The organism is Peribacillus sp. FSL K6-5616 (assembly GCF_038008245.1).
Taxonomy (GTDB): Bacteria; Bacillota; Bacilli; order Bacillales; family DSM-1321; genus Peribacillus; species Peribacillus frigoritolerans.
Map to the genome: position 1 here is coordinate 797,229 of NZ_JBBOYT010000001.1, position 18,913 is coordinate 816,141.

Annotated in this window: 18 protein-coding genes; 13 read left to right on the plus strand and 5 right to left on the minus strand. The window is 40.6% G+C overall.

Going from position 1 to position 18,913, the window contains the following annotated elements:
• Positions 1-151: 151 nt before the first annotated feature.
• Positions 152-994, plus strand: a complete 843-nt coding sequence (locus MHB45_RS03820; RefSeq protein ID WP_048686881.1) for a YitT family protein — start codon at positions 152-154, stop codon at positions 992-994.
• 86 nt (positions 995-1,080) lie between these two features.
• On the opposite strand, the gene MHB45_RS03825 is transcribed toward MHB45_RS03820, so the two are convergent.
• The 3 genes from MHB45_RS03825 to MHB45_RS03835 form a co-directional block, all read right to left on the minus strand.
• Positions 1,081-1,272 (minus strand): DUF3813 domain-containing protein, encoded by a 192-nt coding sequence (locus MHB45_RS03825; protein ID WP_034314570.1) that lies wholly within the window; start codon positions 1,270-1,272, stop codon positions 1,081-1,083.
• Positions 1,272-1,424 (minus strand): hypothetical protein, encoded by a 153-nt coding sequence (locus MHB45_RS03830; RefSeq protein ID WP_164468789.1) that lies wholly within the window; start codon positions 1,422-1,424, stop codon positions 1,272-1,274. The genes MHB45_RS03825 and MHB45_RS03830 overlap by 1 nt, the downstream gene beginning before the upstream one ends.
• A gap of 103 nt (positions 1,425-1,527) precedes the next feature.
• Positions 1,528-2,343, minus strand: a complete 816-nt coding sequence (locus tag MHB45_RS03835) for a Cof-type HAD-IIB family hydrolase (RefSeq protein ID WP_048686884.1) — start codon at positions 2,341-2,343, stop codon at positions 1,528-1,530.
• Between the two features lie 216 nt (positions 2,344-2,559).
• Between MHB45_RS03835 and MHB45_RS03840 the strand changes: the two genes are divergently transcribed.
• The 3 genes from MHB45_RS03840 (at position 2,560) to moaA (ending at position 4,866) form a co-directional block, all read left to right on the plus strand.
• Positions 2,560-3,348, plus strand: a complete 789-nt coding sequence (locus tag MHB45_RS03840) for an alpha/beta fold hydrolase (RefSeq protein ID WP_072272567.1) — start codon at positions 2,560-2,562, stop codon at positions 3,346-3,348.
• Positions 3,349-3,436: 88 nt separating this feature from the next.
• A complete protein-coding gene (locus MHB45_RS03845) occupies positions 3,437-3,745 on the plus strand; it encodes a metal-sulfur cluster assembly factor (protein ID WP_034314562.1) in 309 nt (102 codons plus the stop codon).
• Positions 3,746-3,852: 107 nt separating this feature from the next.
• A complete protein-coding gene (gene moaA / locus MHB45_RS03850) occupies positions 3,853-4,866 on the plus strand; it encodes a GTP 3',8-cyclase MoaA (protein WP_072272568.1) in 1,014 nt (337 codons plus the stop codon).
• A 224-nt stretch (positions 4,867-5,090) separates the two neighbouring features.
• On the opposite strand, the gene MHB45_RS03855 is transcribed toward moaA, so the two are convergent.
• Positions 5,091-5,780 (minus strand): Crp/Fnr family transcriptional regulator, encoded by a 690-nt coding sequence (locus MHB45_RS03855; protein ID WP_034314560.1) that lies wholly within the window; start codon positions 5,778-5,780, stop codon positions 5,091-5,093.
• Between the two features lie 232 nt (positions 5,781-6,012).
• On the opposite strand from MHB45_RS03855, the gene argC reads away from it, so the two are divergent.
• From argC to MHB45_RS03900, 9 genes are all read left to right on the plus strand, one after another.
• Positions 6,013-7,050, plus strand: a complete 1,038-nt coding sequence (gene argC, locus MHB45_RS03860; protein WP_048686891.1) for an N-acetyl-gamma-glutamyl-phosphate reductase — start codon at positions 6,013-6,015, stop codon at positions 7,048-7,050.
• 16 nt (positions 7,051-7,066) lie between these two features.
• On the plus strand, positions 7,067-8,299 hold the full coding sequence (gene argJ, locus MHB45_RS03865) for a bifunctional ornithine acetyltransferase/N-acetylglutamate synthase (RefSeq protein WP_048686893.1): 1,233 nt from the start codon (positions 7,067-7,069) through the stop codon (positions 8,297-8,299).
• A gap of 12 nt (positions 8,300-8,311) precedes the next feature.
• Positions 8,312-9,085 carry an acetylglutamate kinase gene (gene argB / locus MHB45_RS03870; protein WP_048686895.1) on the plus strand — a complete coding sequence of 258 codons (774 nt, stop codon included), beginning with the start codon at positions 8,312-8,314 and terminating at the stop codon, positions 9,083-9,085.
• Complete coding sequence (locus MHB45_RS03875) at positions 9,082-10,233, plus strand: acetylornithine transaminase (RefSeq protein ID WP_072272569.1); 1,152 nt, start codon at positions 9,082-9,084, stop codon at positions 10,231-10,233. Before argB ends, MHB45_RS03875 begins: the two co-directional genes overlap by 4 nt.
• A gap of 81 nt (positions 10,234-10,314) precedes the next feature.
• Positions 10,315-11,397 (plus strand): carbamoyl phosphate synthase small subunit, encoded by a 1,083-nt coding sequence (locus MHB45_RS03880; RefSeq protein WP_048686899.1) that lies wholly within the window; start codon positions 10,315-10,317, stop codon positions 11,395-11,397.
• Complete coding sequence (locus MHB45_RS03885) at positions 11,390-14,509, plus strand: carbamoyl phosphate synthase large subunit (RefSeq protein WP_048686901.1); 3,120 nt, start codon at positions 11,390-11,392, stop codon at positions 14,507-14,509. Before MHB45_RS03880 ends, MHB45_RS03885 begins: the two co-directional genes overlap by 8 nt.
• Positions 14,506-15,465: an ornithine carbamoyltransferase gene (argF, locus tag MHB45_RS03890; RefSeq protein WP_048686903.1), complete on the plus strand. Its 960-nt coding sequence runs from the start codon at positions 14,506-14,508 to the stop codon at positions 15,463-15,465. The genes MHB45_RS03885 and argF overlap by 4 nt, the downstream gene beginning before the upstream one ends.
• Positions 15,466-15,626: 161 nt before the next feature.
• A protein-coding gene (locus tag MHB45_RS03895) for an IS3 family transposase (protein ID WP_412093674.1) occupies positions 15,627-16,963 on the plus strand; the annotation gives its coding sequence in 2 pieces (ribosomal slippage) (positions 15,627-16,011 and positions 16,011-16,963; 1,338 coding nt in all).
• Between the two features lie 607 nt (positions 16,964-17,570).
• Positions 17,571-17,750, plus strand: a complete 180-nt coding sequence (locus MHB45_RS03900; RefSeq protein ID WP_034314546.1) for a YjzC family protein — start codon at positions 17,571-17,573, stop codon at positions 17,748-17,750.
• 53 nt (positions 17,751-17,803) lie between these two features.
• Here the strand turns inward: MHB45_RS03900 and MHB45_RS03905 are convergent, their stop codons facing one another.
• Positions 17,804-18,562, minus strand: coding sequence for an IclR family transcriptional regulator (locus tag MHB45_RS03905; RefSeq protein WP_048686905.1), 759 nt, complete (start codon positions 18,560-18,562; stop codon positions 17,804-17,806).
• Positions 18,563-18,913: the final 351 nt, after the last annotated feature.

Below are 18,913 nucleotides of genomic sequence, written 5' to 3' on the forward strand. Positions count from 1 at the left end.
ACCTGCTTTCTTTTTACAATTTTTAGAAAATGAGTGGTCACTCTACTTTTTAGTGTAGCACGTAACGGTAAAAATTCAATCTCTACGTAAATAGAATAAATAATTAAGGGTAAAAAGATAATAGAATAAGGGTGAAATGGAGGTTTTTAGGATGTACAGTGGTGAAATGAAGAAAATTATCATAGTTGTGGTCGGGGCATTGCTTAATGCCATCGCAATGAACTTTTTTCTAATACCGGCAAACGTATATGCAAGCGGATTTACCGGAGTGGCCCAGCTTCTATCGAGGATGATTGGATCTTTTGCTCCTTTTAATGTATCGACAGGTATTCTCTTGCTTTTATTGAACATTCCAGTAACGATCATTGCTTGGCGAAAGGTAGGAAAGTCTTTCACTTTTTATAGTTTCCTCAGCGTTGCCTTGATGTCCTTTTTTATGGAAATCATCCCGATTACACGCTGGTCACCTGACATATTATTGAATGCGGTATTTGGCGGAGTCATAGCTGCAGTTGGTGTGGGGATCACCTTGAAATACGGAGCATCGACTGGCGGAATGGATATTATCGCCATGCTTCTTTCACGGAAGAAGGATAAACCTGTAGGGACTTATTTATTTCTGCTGAATGGCGTGATCATTGTAACGGCAGGTGCTGTTTATGGACCGGAAAAAGCTTTGTATACACTTGTTACCCTTTATACATCGACCCGTGTCGTGGACGCGATACATACACGTCATGAAAAGCTTACGGCCATGATCATTACAAAGAAAAGCGAAGAGCTTAAACAGGCAATCCATGCTAAATTAGTTCGCGGAATTACAAGGGTTCCCGCAAAAGGTGCATTCACTAACGAAACTAAGGAAATGTTATTGATTGTCATTACAAGGTATGAACTGTATGACCTTGAAAAGATCATCAAGGAAGTGGATCCACACGCATTCACAAACATCATAGAAACGTCAGGAATTGTTGGGACTTTCCGCAGGGAATGATATTAATAAAAATCAAGGCCATTGCACTTCTATTACAAGATGAAAAACAAAGCGAAAGCCTCCAGGAATCCCTGGAGGCTTTCACATTATTTAGAGTGATTTTCCAGCTCTTGCTGGAGTTCTCGCAATTGTTCTTTTTCAGCCTCGTTCGTATTGGCAAAGGCTGATGAAAGAGCGTTTTTAGCGATTTCCTCTGTCTTATGCTGGTCACCGTCATGCTCAGAGTGGAGAGCTTCTTCAACAAATTCCCTAGCCTTTTGGAATAATTTGTTTCCCATTAGAAGCCACCATAGCTTTGTTCAGACATAATTCTTAACCTGTCTTTTTCTGCCTCTTCAAACGTAGTGTGATAAGGGATTTTTTCGGCATGCCTGGCAACACTTTCTTTGCCCTGCTGTACAAATCGTTTAGATTTACTGCTTTTACCCATTCTTATCTCCTCCGATTCTGAGCGTTGTCGACAACGGAATAGATCTGTTGTCCATATTAGTTTGGCTTGAAAGTTGAATATTATGAAGGTAAAAAATGACGGATTAGGCTTTCATATTGAATTTTTCTTCGAGGAAGACGGCTATACCATCTTCTTCATTCGTCAATGTCGTCGTATTTGCTACCGTTTTTACTGGTGAGATCGCATTTCCCATGGCCACCCCGGTTCCCGCATATTCGAGCATTTCCAAATCATTATCTTCATCACCGAAAGCGATTATCCTGTTTTGAGGAATTTCCAGATAGTTGGATACGCGTTTTAGCCCTACGGCTTTACTTAACCCGCTTTTTATTATTTCGATGATATGAAAAGGCTCTGCCCAGCGGCGGTGATCGACCAATTCTGCATGGACATCGGATAGATGCTGGCGAATCTGCCCTACGAATTCACTATCTGTGTGAATCAGCATCGAAGTTGGGGAATCCTGAAGGTAATTGCGTAAATCACCTGTCTTCATGATCGGATTTCCTAGATTGAACATGTTCATCAACTTTTCATCATGATAATGGACATAAACTTCATCCCGGACTTCAGCGATGATGTTATGATATGTAAAATCATCACACGCTTCGACAATTTCTTTCGCAACATTTATATCCAGTGGAGAGTGGTATACCCCCCAGCTTGTATGTAATGGGTGATGGACGAAAGCGCCATTGAAATTAACGATTGGTGTAGTCAGCCCCAGTTCCCGGTAATAAAGTTCACTTGAGCGAAAGGGGCGCCCGGTGGCGATCATAACCTCGTGTCCATCTTCTTTAAGTTTTAGGAGTGTTTTTTTAGTCCTTGAAGAAATTGTTTTGTTATCTGTAAGTAAAGTACCATCAAGATCCAATACGATTAAATGTTTCTCAGTCATGTACACACCTTCTGTTCTTTTTGATTTCATTATATGCAAATATTGTTAAGCCTATTTTAAAGTAAATGTAAATCTTTTTCATTCTTTATGCATTCCTGTATGATATTACTATATCCAGGATTATGATAATTAAAGCGAAGCTCAGATTTAAAGGTAATGAATTCCATTTTGGTAATGGATTGAAAAGACCGGAACAAATTATTCGGAGGGGTTAACTTGATAATAATTGAAAAAGAACGAATTGGGCAAATTCCTGTCTTGCACTTAGGGGAACAAGCCACTTTCAATCAGGAATTGCCGCTTATTATTTTTATACATGGTTTTCAAAGTGCAAAAGAACATAATCTGCACTATGCTTATTTATTGGCTGAAAAGGGGTTTCGTGTGCTTCTACCCGATGTGATTCATCATGGGGAAAGGGAAGCCGGTTTAAGTGATTCTCAAATGATGCCCCGTTTTTGGGAAATGGTTTTACAAACAATCCAGGATTTATCTTTGCTGAAGGATGATTTATTATCCCGAAAATTGATTGATCCCGACAGAATTGGCGTGGCAGGTACTTCAATGGGGGGAATAGTTACTAATGGGGCCCTTGCTGCTTATGAATGGATTTCCGCCGGGGTCAGTTTAATGGGGAACCCATCATATGTCGCGTATGCAGAGCTCCAAATGGAGGAGATTAAGAAAAGGAAAGTTGATTTCCCAGCTACCGATGAGGAAGTTGCGAAGGTGATTGAACAGCTTAAGCCATTTGATTTGAGTCTTAATCAGGATAAGCTTTGCGACCGACCGCTTCTTTTTTGGCATGGTGCCAAAGATCCGGTTGTACCTTATCAGCATGCATACCGTTTTTATGAAGGGGTCAAAGCAGGGTATGACAAGGCAGATGAAAAAATTGATTTTATCCTTGACCCTAAGGCTGGGCATAAGGTCAGCAGAGAAGGAGTGCTTAAGACAGCGGACTGGTTCGCGAAACATTTACTGTCTGCTGTGCAAAATGCTTAAGTACTCACTCAAAATCTGTTATGATGCTTATACGGACATAATGATGAAAGCGACAAACTAGAGATTTTCCATAAAAGGAGTGATTGAAGTGGATCAAGATACAAAAGACATTATTCTTGGAGCTTTGGAGCAGGTCATTGACCCTGAGCTTGGTATAGATATCGTTAATTTAGGCTTGGTATATGATGTGGATATGGATGAGGAAGGTCTGACCACCGTTACGATGACATTGACAGCAATGGGCTGTCCGATGGCTGGGACGATTGTCGATCAAGTTAAATTGGTTCTGGAAGATATCCCCGAGGTCAAGGAAACGGACGTGAAGATAGTCTGGAGTCCGCCATGGACGAAAGACAAAATGTCCAGATATGCTAAAATTGCATTAGGTATCAAATAATAACTCTGTAATAGAAATGAAAAGCCAGTCAAAAAAAGTGAACCCATTCAAGGAGCCACTTTTTATGGTCTGGTTTTTTTCTAATACTTTCGGCTAGGAGTGGTTAATTGAACAGTCAAATTAAAGATTCATTGGACAGGCCACTAAGGGATTTAAGGATTTCAGTCATAGATCGCTGTAACTTTCGCTGCCAGTATTGCATGCCTGCTGAAATTTTTCACGAGAATTTTCAGTTCCTGCCTAAAAGTGAGCTATTATCTTATGAGGAAATTGTAAGGCTTTCTAAAATCTTCGCAGGCTTAGGGGTAAAAAAACTAAGGTTGACTGGCGGGGAACCATTACTCCGAAGAGATCTTACCACTTTGATTTCAAATCTCGTTAAAATTGAAGGTATTGAAGATATTGGACTGACCACGAATGGGGTCTTCTTGAAAAAACATGCCGTAAATTTGAAGGAAGCTGGTTTGCAGAGGGTGAATATCAGCTTGGACAGCCTCGATGACGATCTTTTCAAGAAGATGAACGGCAGGGATATCGGCATAAAGCCCGTTATTGAAGGCATCGCTGCTGCTAAAGAAGCAGGGCTTGGCGTTAAAGTGAATATGGTAGTCAAAAAAGAAACCAATGAATCTCAAATCCTGCCGATGGCCCGATTTTGTAAAGATGAGGGCCTTCAATTACGCTATATAGAATTCATGGATGTCGGACATACAAATGGCTGGCAGTTAAAGAATGTCATTACGAAAAAAGAACTGCTTGCAATGCTCCAAACCGAATTCGACCTCGAACCAGTTGAAGAAGATTATTTTGGAGAGGTCGCAAAACGCTTCCGCTATAAGGGCACTACTGCAGAAGTAGGCTTCATTACCTCGGTTTCCGAGTCTTTTTGTTCAACTTGTACACGTGCACGTCTTTCTGCTAATGGAAGTTTATATACATGCCTGTTTAATGGAAAGGGACATGACTTGAAGTCATTGCTCCGTTCCGACATGACCGATGAAGAATTGACAGGGTTCATCATTTCACTTTGGAACCGCAGGGACGACCGCTATTCGGATGAGCGGGCAGCGGGAACGGTGAAGAAACAGGAAAAAATCGAAATGTCATTCATTGGCGGATAATCCGTTTGAATGAAAAATTAAGGGATGGCAGCTATGCCATCCCTTTTTTGTATAGTTGTCAGGACATGATGCCGGTCAATGGCGTTTTTTTATGCATTTTTATTTAGGATACAAGGTAATGAAAATAATTCAATGGTCCTAGGGATGGATTAGACTGAAATAAATTCCATTCATTATTAAGATCATTAAGGCTTTATGTATTGCTGCTTTTTATGGGAAAGGATTCAATCGATTGTACAGATTTCTATTGGACAGTTTTCACAGTCGATTTCCTGTTTCAAATAGTCAAAGTCAAGAATCGTAATGCGGCCCTTTTTAATGGAGATGACATTGTTTTTCCTTAATTGAGCGAGCATTCGATTGACTACTTCGCGGGATGTGCCGCAAAAATTGGCGAGTTCTTGGTTTGTAAATGGAAGATTGATAACTTTGCCGTCTTCCGCTTCAGTGCCATAGCTATTTGATAAACGGATGAGGGTGGAGTAAAATGCACCTTTCTTACCGTGCAGGAGCATATCGCGGAATTTAGCCTGATTTTTACGGTTTTGAGCGGATAACCATGTCATCATCTCGACTGCGAGATGGCTATCGGAGGCGATTTTTTCTTCTAATGCTTCTTTGGAAATAACCGCGACAGTACCATCTTCCATCATTTTTGCATTCATCATATATTTAGGATTTTGAGAAAATAAGACTGTCTCCCCAACCAAATCATTCTCCGAACTAATGCGTATAGTTAATTCCCGACCGTCGGGAACAACCTTACTCACTTCTACTTTCCCATTTATAATGTAATACAAATCACTTGCTGGGGTGCTCTCATGAAAAAGGTAGCGCCCTTTTTCCATATGTTTAATTTGTTGTTTATTATCTAAAATTGCTTGCATCCGATTGGATAACGATAATTCATTCATGCATATGACCACCTTTCAGAAACCGTCATTACTCAATTACTACCTTTGATTTAAACGGAAAAAACCCTAGTAGTCAACAGCTTTGGATAATTCTAGGAATTTTGTTGGATAATATTTCATTTGAAATTTATGTTTATAATTTTATAAAAATACATTTGATTTTATTTTTATTCAGTCTTATAATAATAGAATCAAAGATTGACAGGGACCTGAAATTATAGGAGATGGTTTTATGAACGTATCAATAGTAGGTGCAACGGGTTATGGAGGAATGGAACTAATAAGGTTTTTGAATAATCATCCGCAATTTAAAATAAAATCATTGCATACTTCATCCCAATTTGGTCGAAGTTTATATGAAGAAAATGCACATTTAATGCATATGAAAGATACATTAGAAGAAATCGACCCGGAAGCGATTGCAAAAAAATCCGATATTGTATTTCTTGCAACTCCTTCGGGCGTTTCATCGCAATTGATTTCGGAATTTTCTGATCTCGATATTAAAGTGATCGATCTATCAGGAGATCTTAGGCTTCAAACTCCAGGTGAATACGAAAACTGGTATAAAAAGCCGGCAGCGCCTCAGCATATTATTGAAGAAGCCGTATACGGATTGGCTGAATGGAATGCCGAAGCTATAAAAAAAGCGACGATCATTGCAAATCCTGGGTGCTACCCAACCGCATCACTATTAGGTCTTGCCCCTTTATTCACTGAAGGGTTGGCCGGAGCGGATGCCGATGTGATCATCGATGCAAAATCCGGGGTTTCAGGGGCGGGTAAATCACCTTCTGCAGTCACCCATTTTAGTGAAATGAATGAGAACTTTAAGATATATAAGGTGAATCAACATCAGCACATACCGGAAATCGAGCAACAGCTTGGGCGATGGTCATCAGGTTTACAGCCCATTACCTTCAATACCCATCTTGTTCCAATGACAAGAGGGATTATGGCAACGATGTATATAAAGGTAAATCGGGAAACCTCAAATGTTGAATTAAAGGATTTGTACGAAACGGTTTACGAGAACCACCCATTTGTCCGGGTACAGCCCCTTGATCGCTATCCATCCACGAAACAGGTATACGGATCGAACTTTTGCGACATTGGCGTCGATTATGATGAAAGAACAGGTAAGGTAACGGTGGTTTCGGTTATTGATAATTTAGTGAAGGGTGCCGCAGGGCAGGCCATTCAAAATGCAAATATATTAATGGGACTAGAAGAAACGGCTGGACTATGGAACAGTCCGCTATATCCGTAAACTATGGAGGGAACCAATGAATACACTACAGTCAGTTGAAGAAATCAAACAAATTCAAGAAGGAAACATTTTAATGCCCCAAGGGTTCAAAGCGTCGGGTGTCCATGCAGGATTACGCTATTCTAAAAAGGACGTTGGCATCATTTTTACCGATGTCCCAGCCTCAGCCGCGGCCGTTTATACACAAAATGTCGTTCAAGCCGCTCCAATCAATGTAACGAAAGACAGTATTGCCGTTACTGGAAAACTTCACGGCATTGTAGTGAATAGTGCTTGTGCGAATGCTTGTACAGGTGAACAAGGTTTAAAAGATGCAAATGAAATGAGGAAGCTTGCGGCTCAAAAGTTCGGTTTGGAGGACCATTCATTTGCAGTGGCTTCAACGGGAGTCATAGGGGAATTCATGGAAATGGAAAAAGTAAGAAACGGCATAGAGGCATTACAGCCAGAAAATACACCTGAAGCTGCTGAAGCTTTCGGTACCGCCATTTTAACAACGGATATTGTAACGAAGAGTTGTGGTTATGAAACAATCATCGACGGTAAAACCGTGAAAATGGGCGGTGCTGCAAAGGGTTCGGGAATGATTCATCCAAACATGGCCACAATGCTAGGTTTCATTACGACGGATGCCGTCATTGAACCGCATGATTTACAGCAAGCATTATCCTCGATTACCAATGATACATTCAATCAAATCACGGTTGATGGCGACTGTTCAACGAACGACATGGTGTTGGTGCTCGCGAATGGAGAAGCGAACAATGAACCTTTGACACCTGACCATCCAGAATGGTCCATTTTCCTGGAATTATTAAAACAAACTTCCGAAAACCTCGCCAAACAAATTGCGAAAGATGGAGAAGGTGCGACTAAACTGATAGAAGTGAATGTTCATGGCATGCATACGAAACAAGATTCACAGATGATGGCGAAGACGATCGTCGGTTCAAATCTTGTGAAAACGGCAGCTTTTGGAGCGGATGCAAACTGGGGACGAATCATAGCTGCAATGGGAAGAAGCGGAGTGGGATTCAATCCGGATCAAACAACGATCGTTTTTGGTGAAATCGTCGTACTTAAAGACGGTGAGCCGATTATGTTTTCTGAGGAAGAAGCCAAAGCATACTTGGAAAATGAAAGTATCATCATTCATGTTTATTTGAAAGATGGTAATGAATCAGGCACGGCATGGGGCTGCGATTTAACCTATGATTATGTGAAAATAAACGGAAGCTATCGTTCGTAAGAGGTGAAAAGTATGAACATATTAGTCATAAAGTGCGGCGGCAGCATCATCAATGAGTTATCGGAGTCGTTTTTCAATAGTATTAAAGAGTTACAAAACCGGGGATACCATATTGTCTTTGTGCATGGGGGCGGCCCTGATATAAATTCAATGCTTGAAAAATTTGAAATTGAACCAGTATTTGAAGATGGGTTAAGAAAAACGACCACAGAAGTGCTGGAAATTGTGGAACTAATGCTGGCAGGCAAATCGAACCGCAGCCTCGTTCATAAATTGGAAGCCCATGGCATCAAGGCAGTCGGTTTAAATGGCTCGGACGGCGGAATTCTCACAGGTGATTATATCGATGAACAGAAACTTGGGGCTGTTGGTGAAATACAACAAGTCAATACGGAATTATTCGGGCTTTTATTCGAAAAAGGCTATTGTCCGGTATTGACGCCCATTTCATCTACCGAAGAAGGCAATAAATTAAATGTGAATGCCGATATGGCTGCCGGGTCTGTAGCTAAGGCACTATCGGCTGATATGTGTTTATTTGTGACCGATGTTCAGGGGGTCTTGAAGAATGGGCAGATCATTGAGAAATTGAATGAAACGGAAACGAAGAATTTGATCATGGATGGAAGTATACATGGCGGAATGATCCCGAAAGTCAATACAGCCTTGTCGGTGCTGAATAAAGGGATTGAAGAAGTGATGATCGTTAGTGGGAAAGATCATTTTTATCAAGGCGGACAATTCATCGGTACAAAATTTCTTCAGGAAGAAGGGGTATTTCAATGAGTTCTTTATTTCCTACATACGCTAGGTGGGACATTGAGCCAAGAAAAGCGTCAGGATTGAAGATTACGAGTGAAACAGGTAAAGAGTATCTGGATTTCACATCCGGAATCGGAGTTTTGAATCTTGGACATTGTCATGAGAAGGTAAAAATGGCCGTGACGGAACAACTTAATAAATATTGGCATGTATCGAACATGTTTCAAAGTTCCATACAGGAACGGACAGCAAAAATGCTGGCTGATGCCTCAGGTTTAAGTCAGGTGTTCTTTGCCAACAGCGGTGCCGAGGCGAATGAGGCAGCCATCAAACTAGCACGTAAAGCTACCGGGAAAAGCAAAATTGTCACTTGTCAGCAGTCTTTCCACGGCCGTACTTTTGCAACGATGGCGGCAACGGGACAGGAAAAAATCAAGACTGGTTTCGGACCGATGCTAGCTTCGTTCGAATATGTTCCATTTAATGATCATGATGCCATGAAAGCAGCCATCGATGAAAATACGGCAGCTGTAATGATTGAAATCGTGCAAGGTGAAGGCGGCATCCATGTTGTACAGCAATCATATCTGGACGCGATTCAAACTAAATGCCAAGAACACGGAGCTCTCCTTATCATAGATGAAATTCAGACTGGGATAGGACGTACAGGAAAGCCATTTGCATTCCAGCATTTCAATATCCTGCCGGACATCATCACTTCGGCAAAGGGGTTGGGAAATGGCCTGCCAATCGGGGCGATGATTGGGAAGGAAGAGTTGTCTGTATTCTTTGACCCTGGAAGTCATGGATCCACTTTTGGAGGGAATCCAGTTAGTGTCTCAGCAGCCGAAGCTGTATTAAAGGAAACTTTTCAATCAGGGTTTTTAAAAGAAACCGTTAAAAAGGCGGAATACCTTGAGAGCGAATTGGCAAAAGCATTGAATGGCATCGAAGAAGTGAAAGAGATTCGCGGTCTGGGAATGATGGTCGGAATTGAATGTAAACAAGATGTTCAAGTGTTTTTAATGGAATTGCAAGAAGAGGGCTTACTTGTATTGAGTGCAGGTCCTAAAGTACTTCGTTTACTTCCATCACTGACTGTTTCCGAATCGGAGATCGATACGGCGATAAATAAAATTAAAAAAGTATTGGCAATAAAACAAACTGTCTAAATTTATTGAATTTTTATAGAATAAAATGAATAATTATGCTATTGTATATATAAATATACATCATCTAAAGAGGTGAAGATCATGAAAAGCTATCTATATTTAGAGAATGGTTCCGTCTTTGAAGGGGAACTGCTGACTAAATCGACTGAAAAAACAATCACTGGAGAGATTGTCTTTTTTACAGGAATGACCGGATATCAAGAAGTGTTGACAGATCCTTCATATAAGGACCAGATTGTCATCTTCACATACCCACTAATCGGAAATTACGGAATCAATGAACATGATTTTGAAAGTAAAAAGCCGCATGTTGCCGGTGTGATTGTATATGAAGGAAATATGAGCCATTCCCATTATCAGGCTAAATATTCAATTGGTGAATATTTAGACAAGTGGAACATTCCTCTTTTAAGCCATGTGGACACAAGAGCGGTCGTTAAAAATATAAGACAGGAGGGTTCCATGCAGGCAGTCATCACAGCTGAAGAAAAATACACTGTCGTACCCAGCCTGAATGGTTTATCAGCCCATGTAGCTGAGGTATCCACAAAGGTTGTCGAGAGATTTGGTGGAGGCGACAAGCACGTTGTGATGATGGATTTCGGCTATAAAAAATCAATCCTGGATTCATTGGTCGCTCAAGGCTGCCGAGTCTCTGTCGTACCATTCGATACGGAATTCGAGCAAATCAAGGACTTGAAGCCAGATGGTATTTTGCTTTCAAATGGGCCTGGGGATCCAAAACAGCTTGAATACCTTTTAGGAAACATAAAAAAGATCATTACGAGTTTTCCCACGATGGGCATCTGCCTCGGTCATCAATTAACGGCCCTTGCCTTAGGTGGAAATACAAAAAAAATGCTGTTTGGACATCGCGGTGCGAATCAGCCCGTGGTCGATTTGAAAACGAAAAAGGTGTATATGAGTTCGCAGAATCATAGTTACGAGGTTGATGAACCGAGCTTGCAAGGAACATCGCTTCAAGTGAGATTCAGAAACGTGAATGATAACACGGTTGAGGGACTCATGCATGAAGACTTGCCAATCTTCACTACCCAGTACCACCCAGAGGCAAATCCAGGACCTATCGAGAGTTCATTACTATTCAAAGACTTTTTACAAATGATAAATGATTATAGCGGGAGAGAAAAAGCTTATGCCTAAGGACGACACGATACAGACCATTTTAGTGATTGGTTCGGGGCCGATTGTCATCGGGCAGGCCGCCGAATTCGATTATGCAGGTACACAGGCCTGCCTGGCTTTAAAGGAAGAAGGATATAAAGTCATACTGGTCAATAACAATCCGGCAACAATCATGACTGATGATATGAATGCGGATGCTGTTTATTTCGAACCTTTAACGGTTGATGTACTGGAAAAGATCATTTCCAAAGAAAAGCCGGATGGCCTGCTCGCTACATTAGGCGGTCAAACAGGATTGAACCTAGCTTATCAGTTGGATGATGCTGGAATACTTGAAAAATATAAGGTCAAATTATTGGGAACTCCGATCGATTCCATCAAAAAAGGGGAGGATCGTGAGCTGTTCCGTGAGTTGATGTTTGAAATAGGTGAACCCGTTCCCGACAGTACGATTGTCCATACTCTTGAAGAAGCGCTGGCTTTTGCCGACAAAATCGGTTTCCCCATCATCGTTCGTCCCGCATATACACTCGGCGGAACTGGCGGTGGTATTGCCGATTCACTGGAGACCTTTAAGGAACTTGTACGGGGCGGACTGCAAGAAAGCCCAATTACACAATGCTTGATTGAAAGAAGCATAGCTGGTTTTAAGGAAGTCGAATATGAGGTTATGCGAGATGGCAACAATACGTGCATCACTATCTGTAATATGGAAAATATCGATCCGGTAGGGATCCATACAGGTGATTCGATCGTCGTGGCACCATCACAGACTTTATCGGACGATGAGTTTCAGATGCTGCGTGCCGCATCCATTAAAATCATCTCTGCTTTAGGGATCATAGGCGGCTGTAACATTCAATTTGCACTTGATCCGAATAGCAAGCAATATTATTTAATCGAAGTGAACCCGCGCGTCAGCCGTTCATCGGCACTAGCCTCAAAAGCAACAGGTTATCCCATAGCCCGTATAGCGGCAAAGCTTGCTGTCGGCTACGATTTATCGGAGCTCATCAATCCTGTAACGAAAAGCACATATTCAAGTTTCGAACCTGCGCTTGACTATGTAGCGGTGAAGTTCCCGAGGTGGCCATTCGATAAATTCACGACCGCCGACCGCAAATTGGGAACACAGATGAAGGCAACTGGTGAAGTCATGGCTTTACACCGCAGCTTTGAGGGTGGAGTCCAAAAGGCCGTCGATTCTTTGGAATTGAAAACGATTGGGCTGCAGCTATCATCACTGAAAAATAAAACCATTCCTGAACTTTGGGGAAAGCTTGCCGAAAAATCGGATGAACGAATCTTTGTCATTTTTGAAATGCTTAGAAAAGGCGTGACGATTGAAGAAATCCATGAAGCGACAGCCATAGATTATTTCTTCCTTAAATCCTTTGCTTCATTGATCCAAAGCGAAATGGAGATTGAAGCTAAGGCAATCGATCAGGTAACAAGGGAAGAACTTCAGTCATACAAGGAAAAGGGCTTTTCAGACCGCTATCTTGCTTCCGTATGGAAAGTAAATGAGATGGAAGTGAGAGCACACAGGAAATCACTGGGTGTTACGGCGGTTTACAAAACGGTTGATACATGTGCAGCCGAGTTCGAATCACATACAAACTATCACTATTCAACATATTTTGGTGAGAACGAACAGCAAAAAACGGATAAAAAGAAAGTCTTGATGATTGGCAGCGGCCCGATTCGCATCGGACAGGGAATAGAATTTGATTATTGTTCAGTTCACGGTGTTTATGCACTCCAGGATGAAAATGTTGAAACGATCATGATCAATAATAATCCGGAAACGGTAAGCACGGATTTTGCGACAGCAGATCGCCTTTATTTCGAACCGCTGACCCTTGAATATGTTCTTAATGTGATGGAAGCGGAAGACATAAAAGATGTAATCGTCCAGTTTGGCGGGCAGACTGCAATAAACCTTGCTAAAGGCCTGGAAGAATACGGTGTCAATTTGTTGGGGACATCCTTCGATACACTTGATCAATTAGAAGATCGTGATCGTTTTTATCAGCTTCTTCAAAAACTGGATATCCCCCATGTACCAGGTTCAATGGCTAATGGAGAAGAACAATTAATTTCCCGGGCAGAGGCCATCGGCTTTCCGGTACTCTTACGCCCATCCTATGTAATTGGCGGCCAGGGAATGGAAATCATCGGCTCCAAAGAAAGCTTGTTGAATAGAATGGCTAATGGAACGGCACTAGTCTATCCCGTGTTGATCGATTCCTATATTCCAGGGAAGGAAGCCGAAATCGATTTGATTGCTGATGGAAATGATGTTTATATTCCCATCATTGCCGAACATATAGAAAAAGCAGGCGTCCATTCAGGAGATAGCATGGCCTTATTGCCAGCTCAATCCTTAACGGATGATATTAAAGATAAAATGACCCATTATGCTAAAAAACTAGTTAGTGAACTTGGTTATAAAGGTCTTATGAACATCCAATTCGTGATCGAGGGAAATAGTGTATACGTATTGGAAGTGAATCCTCGTGCAAGTCGAACAATTCCAATCATCAGTAAAGTGACCGATGTGGCTTTGGTGCAAATAGCGACAAAAATATTGCTTGGGAAATATTCATTGTCGAATGCGTTCGAAAAAACGGGCTTAATGGATGAAATTCCATATGCAGTTGTCAAATATCCCGTATTCTCTACTTTTGCACTAAGCGGACTTGATTCGAAGGTAGGTCCGGAAATGAAATCAACAGGTGAAGGAATCGCCATCGGGGAAACGGTAAATGAAGCGTTGACAAAAGTGTTCCATGCTCAAAAAGCTAATCATACCACAGGCGTTTACCAATCAGAATCAGTTCAATTAAGTGAAGACCTGTTAGTGCAAATCAAAGAAGCAGGTTTGACATTGGGGAATTCAGATTTTGATAAATGGTTAAATGAAGGAAATGCGGCGGTCGTTTTGGCATATGGAACAACGGAGGAAGATAAGCAGCTAAGGTTACTTGCAGCGAAATACCGACTGCTTGCTTTTACGGAAGAAGAGACGTTCAAGGCCTATCTGCAATCGGTGGATAATGCTGATCCAGGGGTTACCTCGCTTCAGGAATGGCTTGTACCATATACGAAAGGAGTGTCACACGTATGAGTTCAATGACGGCACCGACACAAGCGAAGATTTTAAATGGAAAAGATTTTTTGACCATGAAAGAGTCCACACCAACGGCAATTGCAGATTTGTTAAAGCTAGCGCAGACCATTAAAGGCAAATTGCAAGCAGGTGAAGAATATACGCCTTTAAAAGGGAAAACACTGGGGATGATCTTTGAAAAATCGTCTACCCGTACCCGTGTCTCTTTTGAAGTGGGCATGATGCAGCTTGGCGGGCACGCTTTGTTCCTAAGTGGCAATGACTTGCAAATTGGACGTGGTGAAACGATTTCCGATACTGCAAAAGTCCTTTCTGAATACATTGATGGCATCATGATTCGTACCTTCGAACATGAAAAAATCCTGGAATTGTCAGAAAATGCTTCTATCCCAGTCATCAATGGGTTAACAGATCTTGCACATCCTTGTCAAGTACTTGCAGACTTCTTGACGATCATCGAGATAAAAGGGCAGTTAAAAGGCTTGAAGATGAGTTATATCGGTGATGGCAATAATGTTGCGAATTCATTGATGGTAGGCTGTGCAAAAATGGGAATGGATTTTTCCATTGGGTGTCCTGACGCCTACAAACCTGATGAAAAGGTCGTCGCCTATGCTAAAAAAGTGGCAGAAGAGACTGGCAGTGAAATTTTGGTGACAACCTCAGCTTCAGAGGCCATAAAAGATGCGGATATCGTCTATTCGGATGTTTGGACTTCCATGGGGCAGGAAATCGAGAATGGTATCCGCTTAGAAGCTTTTAAAGATTATCAAATCAATGGTGAGCTAGTAAAACTTGCTAAAGAAGATTATTTATTCATGCATTGCCTGCCTGCGCATCGGGAGGAAGAGGTTACGGCTGAAGTCATCGATGGTCCTAATTCCGTCGTTTTCCACCAAGCCGGAAATCGCCTTCATGCCCAAAAGGCGGTCCTGGTGGACTTAATGTCTTAACCAAAAAATCTTACCTCAGAAAGCAGTCACTCAGTTTGTAGAAAAAAAGGTTTCGGAATGGTCTTAAACTGTACCCTATAGAGTAGACACTAAAAAAAGGTCTGCTCTGTAGGGTACTTTTATGTATAATGAAAAAAATGGGAGAATCGGAGAACAATTAAATGCCAAAAAAACTCTTTACTGAGAAAGAAATAGAAATACTATCTAATAATCCATATGTTAAATCTATAAGTTCAAAGGGTGTTACATATACAGACGAATTTAAGAGGATTTTTATAGCTGAAAATGAAAATGGTAAGTTGCCAAGGCAGATTTTCGAGGAGAATGGTTTTAATATTGAAGTCATAGGTATTGTCAGAGTACAAAGGGCAGCCTCAAGATGGCGTACTGCTTATAAAAAATCAGGAGTATTGGGACTTAGGGATACGCGTAGTGATAATTCAGGGAGACCAACTCAGAAGGAGCTTTCTCTAGAAGAAAAGAATGCTAGATTAGAAGCACAAAATCAATTATTGAGAGCTGAGAATGAGTTACTAAAAAAGTTAGACATGATGGAAAGGGGGATGAAGAAAAACGAGTAAAATTCTCTGCTGAACAGAGGTTTCTTTTAATACGTTCAGTAATAGAAAAGTATCTACTTAAAAATATGGTGAGTTTCTTATGCGAAATTGCGGGAGTTTCTCGCTCTGGTTTTTATAACTACTTTTCTTCACAAGCTCAGGAAAGAAGAGAGCGAAGAGAAGAAAAAGACTTGATACTTAAAGAAAATATTTTAAATGCTTTTCATTTTAAACGCCGCAAAAAAGGTGCACGCCAGATTAAGATGACGTTAGAAGGACAGTTTCGAATTACATATAACTTGAAGCGAATCCGAAGGATTATGAGGAAATACAAGATTGTTTGTCCTATTAGAAGAACCAACCCTTATCAGAAGATGTTGAAAGCCACTCAAGAACACACCATTCTGCCGAACTTATTAAACCGAGAGTTTAAACAAGAAATCCCAGGAAAAGTATTACTTACTGATATTACATATTTATATTATGACAATAGACAAAAGGCTTATTTATCCACGATTAAAGATAGTTCAACGAATGAAATACTTGCCTATAATGTGTCTAGCCGAATGACATTAGATTTAGCTACAGATACATTAGTAAAGTTAACGAAGAATAAACGAGTAAAGTTTGCCGAAGGGGCCTTTATTCACTCTGATCAAGGAGTACACTATACTAGTCCCACTTTTCAGAAACACGTAAAAAAACTAGGACTTGGGCAATCCATGTCAAGAAGAGGGAATTGTTGGGATAACGCTCCCCTAGAGTCCTTCTTTGGTCATTTCAAAGATGAAGCCTATATTAAACCTTGTAATACTATAGAAGAACTTAAAAAGGAAATAAGAAGTTATATGACGTACTATAACAATTTCAGATATCAATGGAACTTAAAGAAGATGACTCCTGTTCAATACAGAAATCACCTTCTCCAAGTGGCATAACCTTTTTTTGAAATGTCCTTTACATAGGGTACAGTTTATCTCATTCCGAAACCTTTTTGATTTTATTTGTAGCAGTTAGAGAATAATAACTGGATCTATACTTGGGCGTCCTACCTCTAATACATATCTTCCATCAAGTTTAAATGAAAAAAGAAAACAATTGTTGCCTTCATTTTACGAACCAAAAGGTTCGATGGTACCAGTTGATTTAAAGTAAATCATTTCAAATTGATCTCGTTGAATAGAACCATGTATAGAAAAGCATCCCTATCACCTCAAGTTTTAATCAATTTTTTAAAACAAAAAGGACTGCAGGTAAAAGGATCTATCCTTAATGTTAAAACAAAGTTGATTGGAGTGGGTGTTCGAGATTCCTGCGGGAAAAGCGCGTCCAAAGGAGACCCCGCAGGCGCAATGGCGCCGAGGGAGGAAAGCGAGTGTCCTACGTTCCAATCGACTGTTAATTTTTAAAAACCTAAAAAGACGTCTGCTCAGAGAATAGACGCTTTTTAATTAGCCGAATTTCCTGTATGTACCTAATTTTTCTGACATGAAAGGTAGGAACCTGGTAATAATAACAGGGAAAGCATGTAAAGGGGTGAAATCTATGGGGCAAAATCGTCAATTTAAGCCAGGACAGAAGGCACCGAATAATGGGACCTACGTAGAAATCGGTGAAACGGGCAGCACGGTAGTGAATCCGAAAATGGTAAAGCTTGATGCAGGGGATTCTTTTCCTGAAACATCAAATCATAATCGGATATGGACCTATAAGCGGAAGCCATGAAACATCTAAAAGCAGGAAAAAGGAATGGTCGCCATCCTTCTTCCTGCTTTTTTCTATTCAGCGGAATAACCGAATATATTCGAGATTTCCAAACAGCTTTTCCTTAAATAGACGCTTAAAGGATCTTCATAATGATCAGGAATGTTTTCGGTGAACCCAACGGCAGTGATTGCTCCCAACAATTCGGAATTATAATTAAAAACCGGAATGGACATGGAGGAAACGGAAGGTACAAGAGGCTCTTTGGCAAAAGCTATTTTGTATTTCCGAATTTCATCATATTCATTTGTTTCTTTAAGGAACGAGCCCGTAACATTACGATCTTTTTCAATCCATTCCGCCGTCAAGGAAGGATCCTGAAATACAGTGAATACCTTTCCGGAAGAGGATGATGGCGGAAGTCGCGTACCTAACTGTGCCCCTATGTTTAAGTTTTGATTGGAATTCCATATTTTTGCAGTGATTGGTCCATCATATGTCCAAACGGAAAAAAGGACCGTGCAGGAAGTATGGTGACTGATTTCCTGTAAATAAGGAGTTATTCTGCTCGTTACATCCTCATTTCCTATCGCTGCCATTCCGTATTGAATCAATTTGCTCCCAAGGTGATACATACCTGTTGTCTTATCGCGATATAGTAACTCCAGTTGAGTCAAAGTATTCAAATACTTATAGAGGTTACTTTTCGTTATCTCCGTTAATTCCTGAATATCAGAGAATCTTAAAGGAGTTCTTTGGGAAGCAAGTAAATCTATGATGCTCATCCCTATTTGTAATGATTGAATCGTCGAACCGGATTTTACGATTTCCATAAATCAATCTCCCTAATCTGTTTTAATTTAGGTCTAGTATATCAGAATATGTAAAATATACATGAAATTCAGCAGAAAAAACCGCCGGATGCTTGAAGCTATCAATATACGTTCCTATTAAATGAATAACGAACTTTTTGATTCCGCAGTACTGTTAATGGTGTAGATGATAACATTTGCACAAAAATTTGCAATACTTTCTTGACAATATTGCGAAAATTGAGTTATCATTTATATAAATAGTGAACAATGTTATCTATAAGTGAAATAAATAAGGTGTACAGTCATTCAAATTCTGGTTTGTGAAGCGAATCCAGCAGAATTAGGATGTTGGCATCAAAAGAGGTTTTA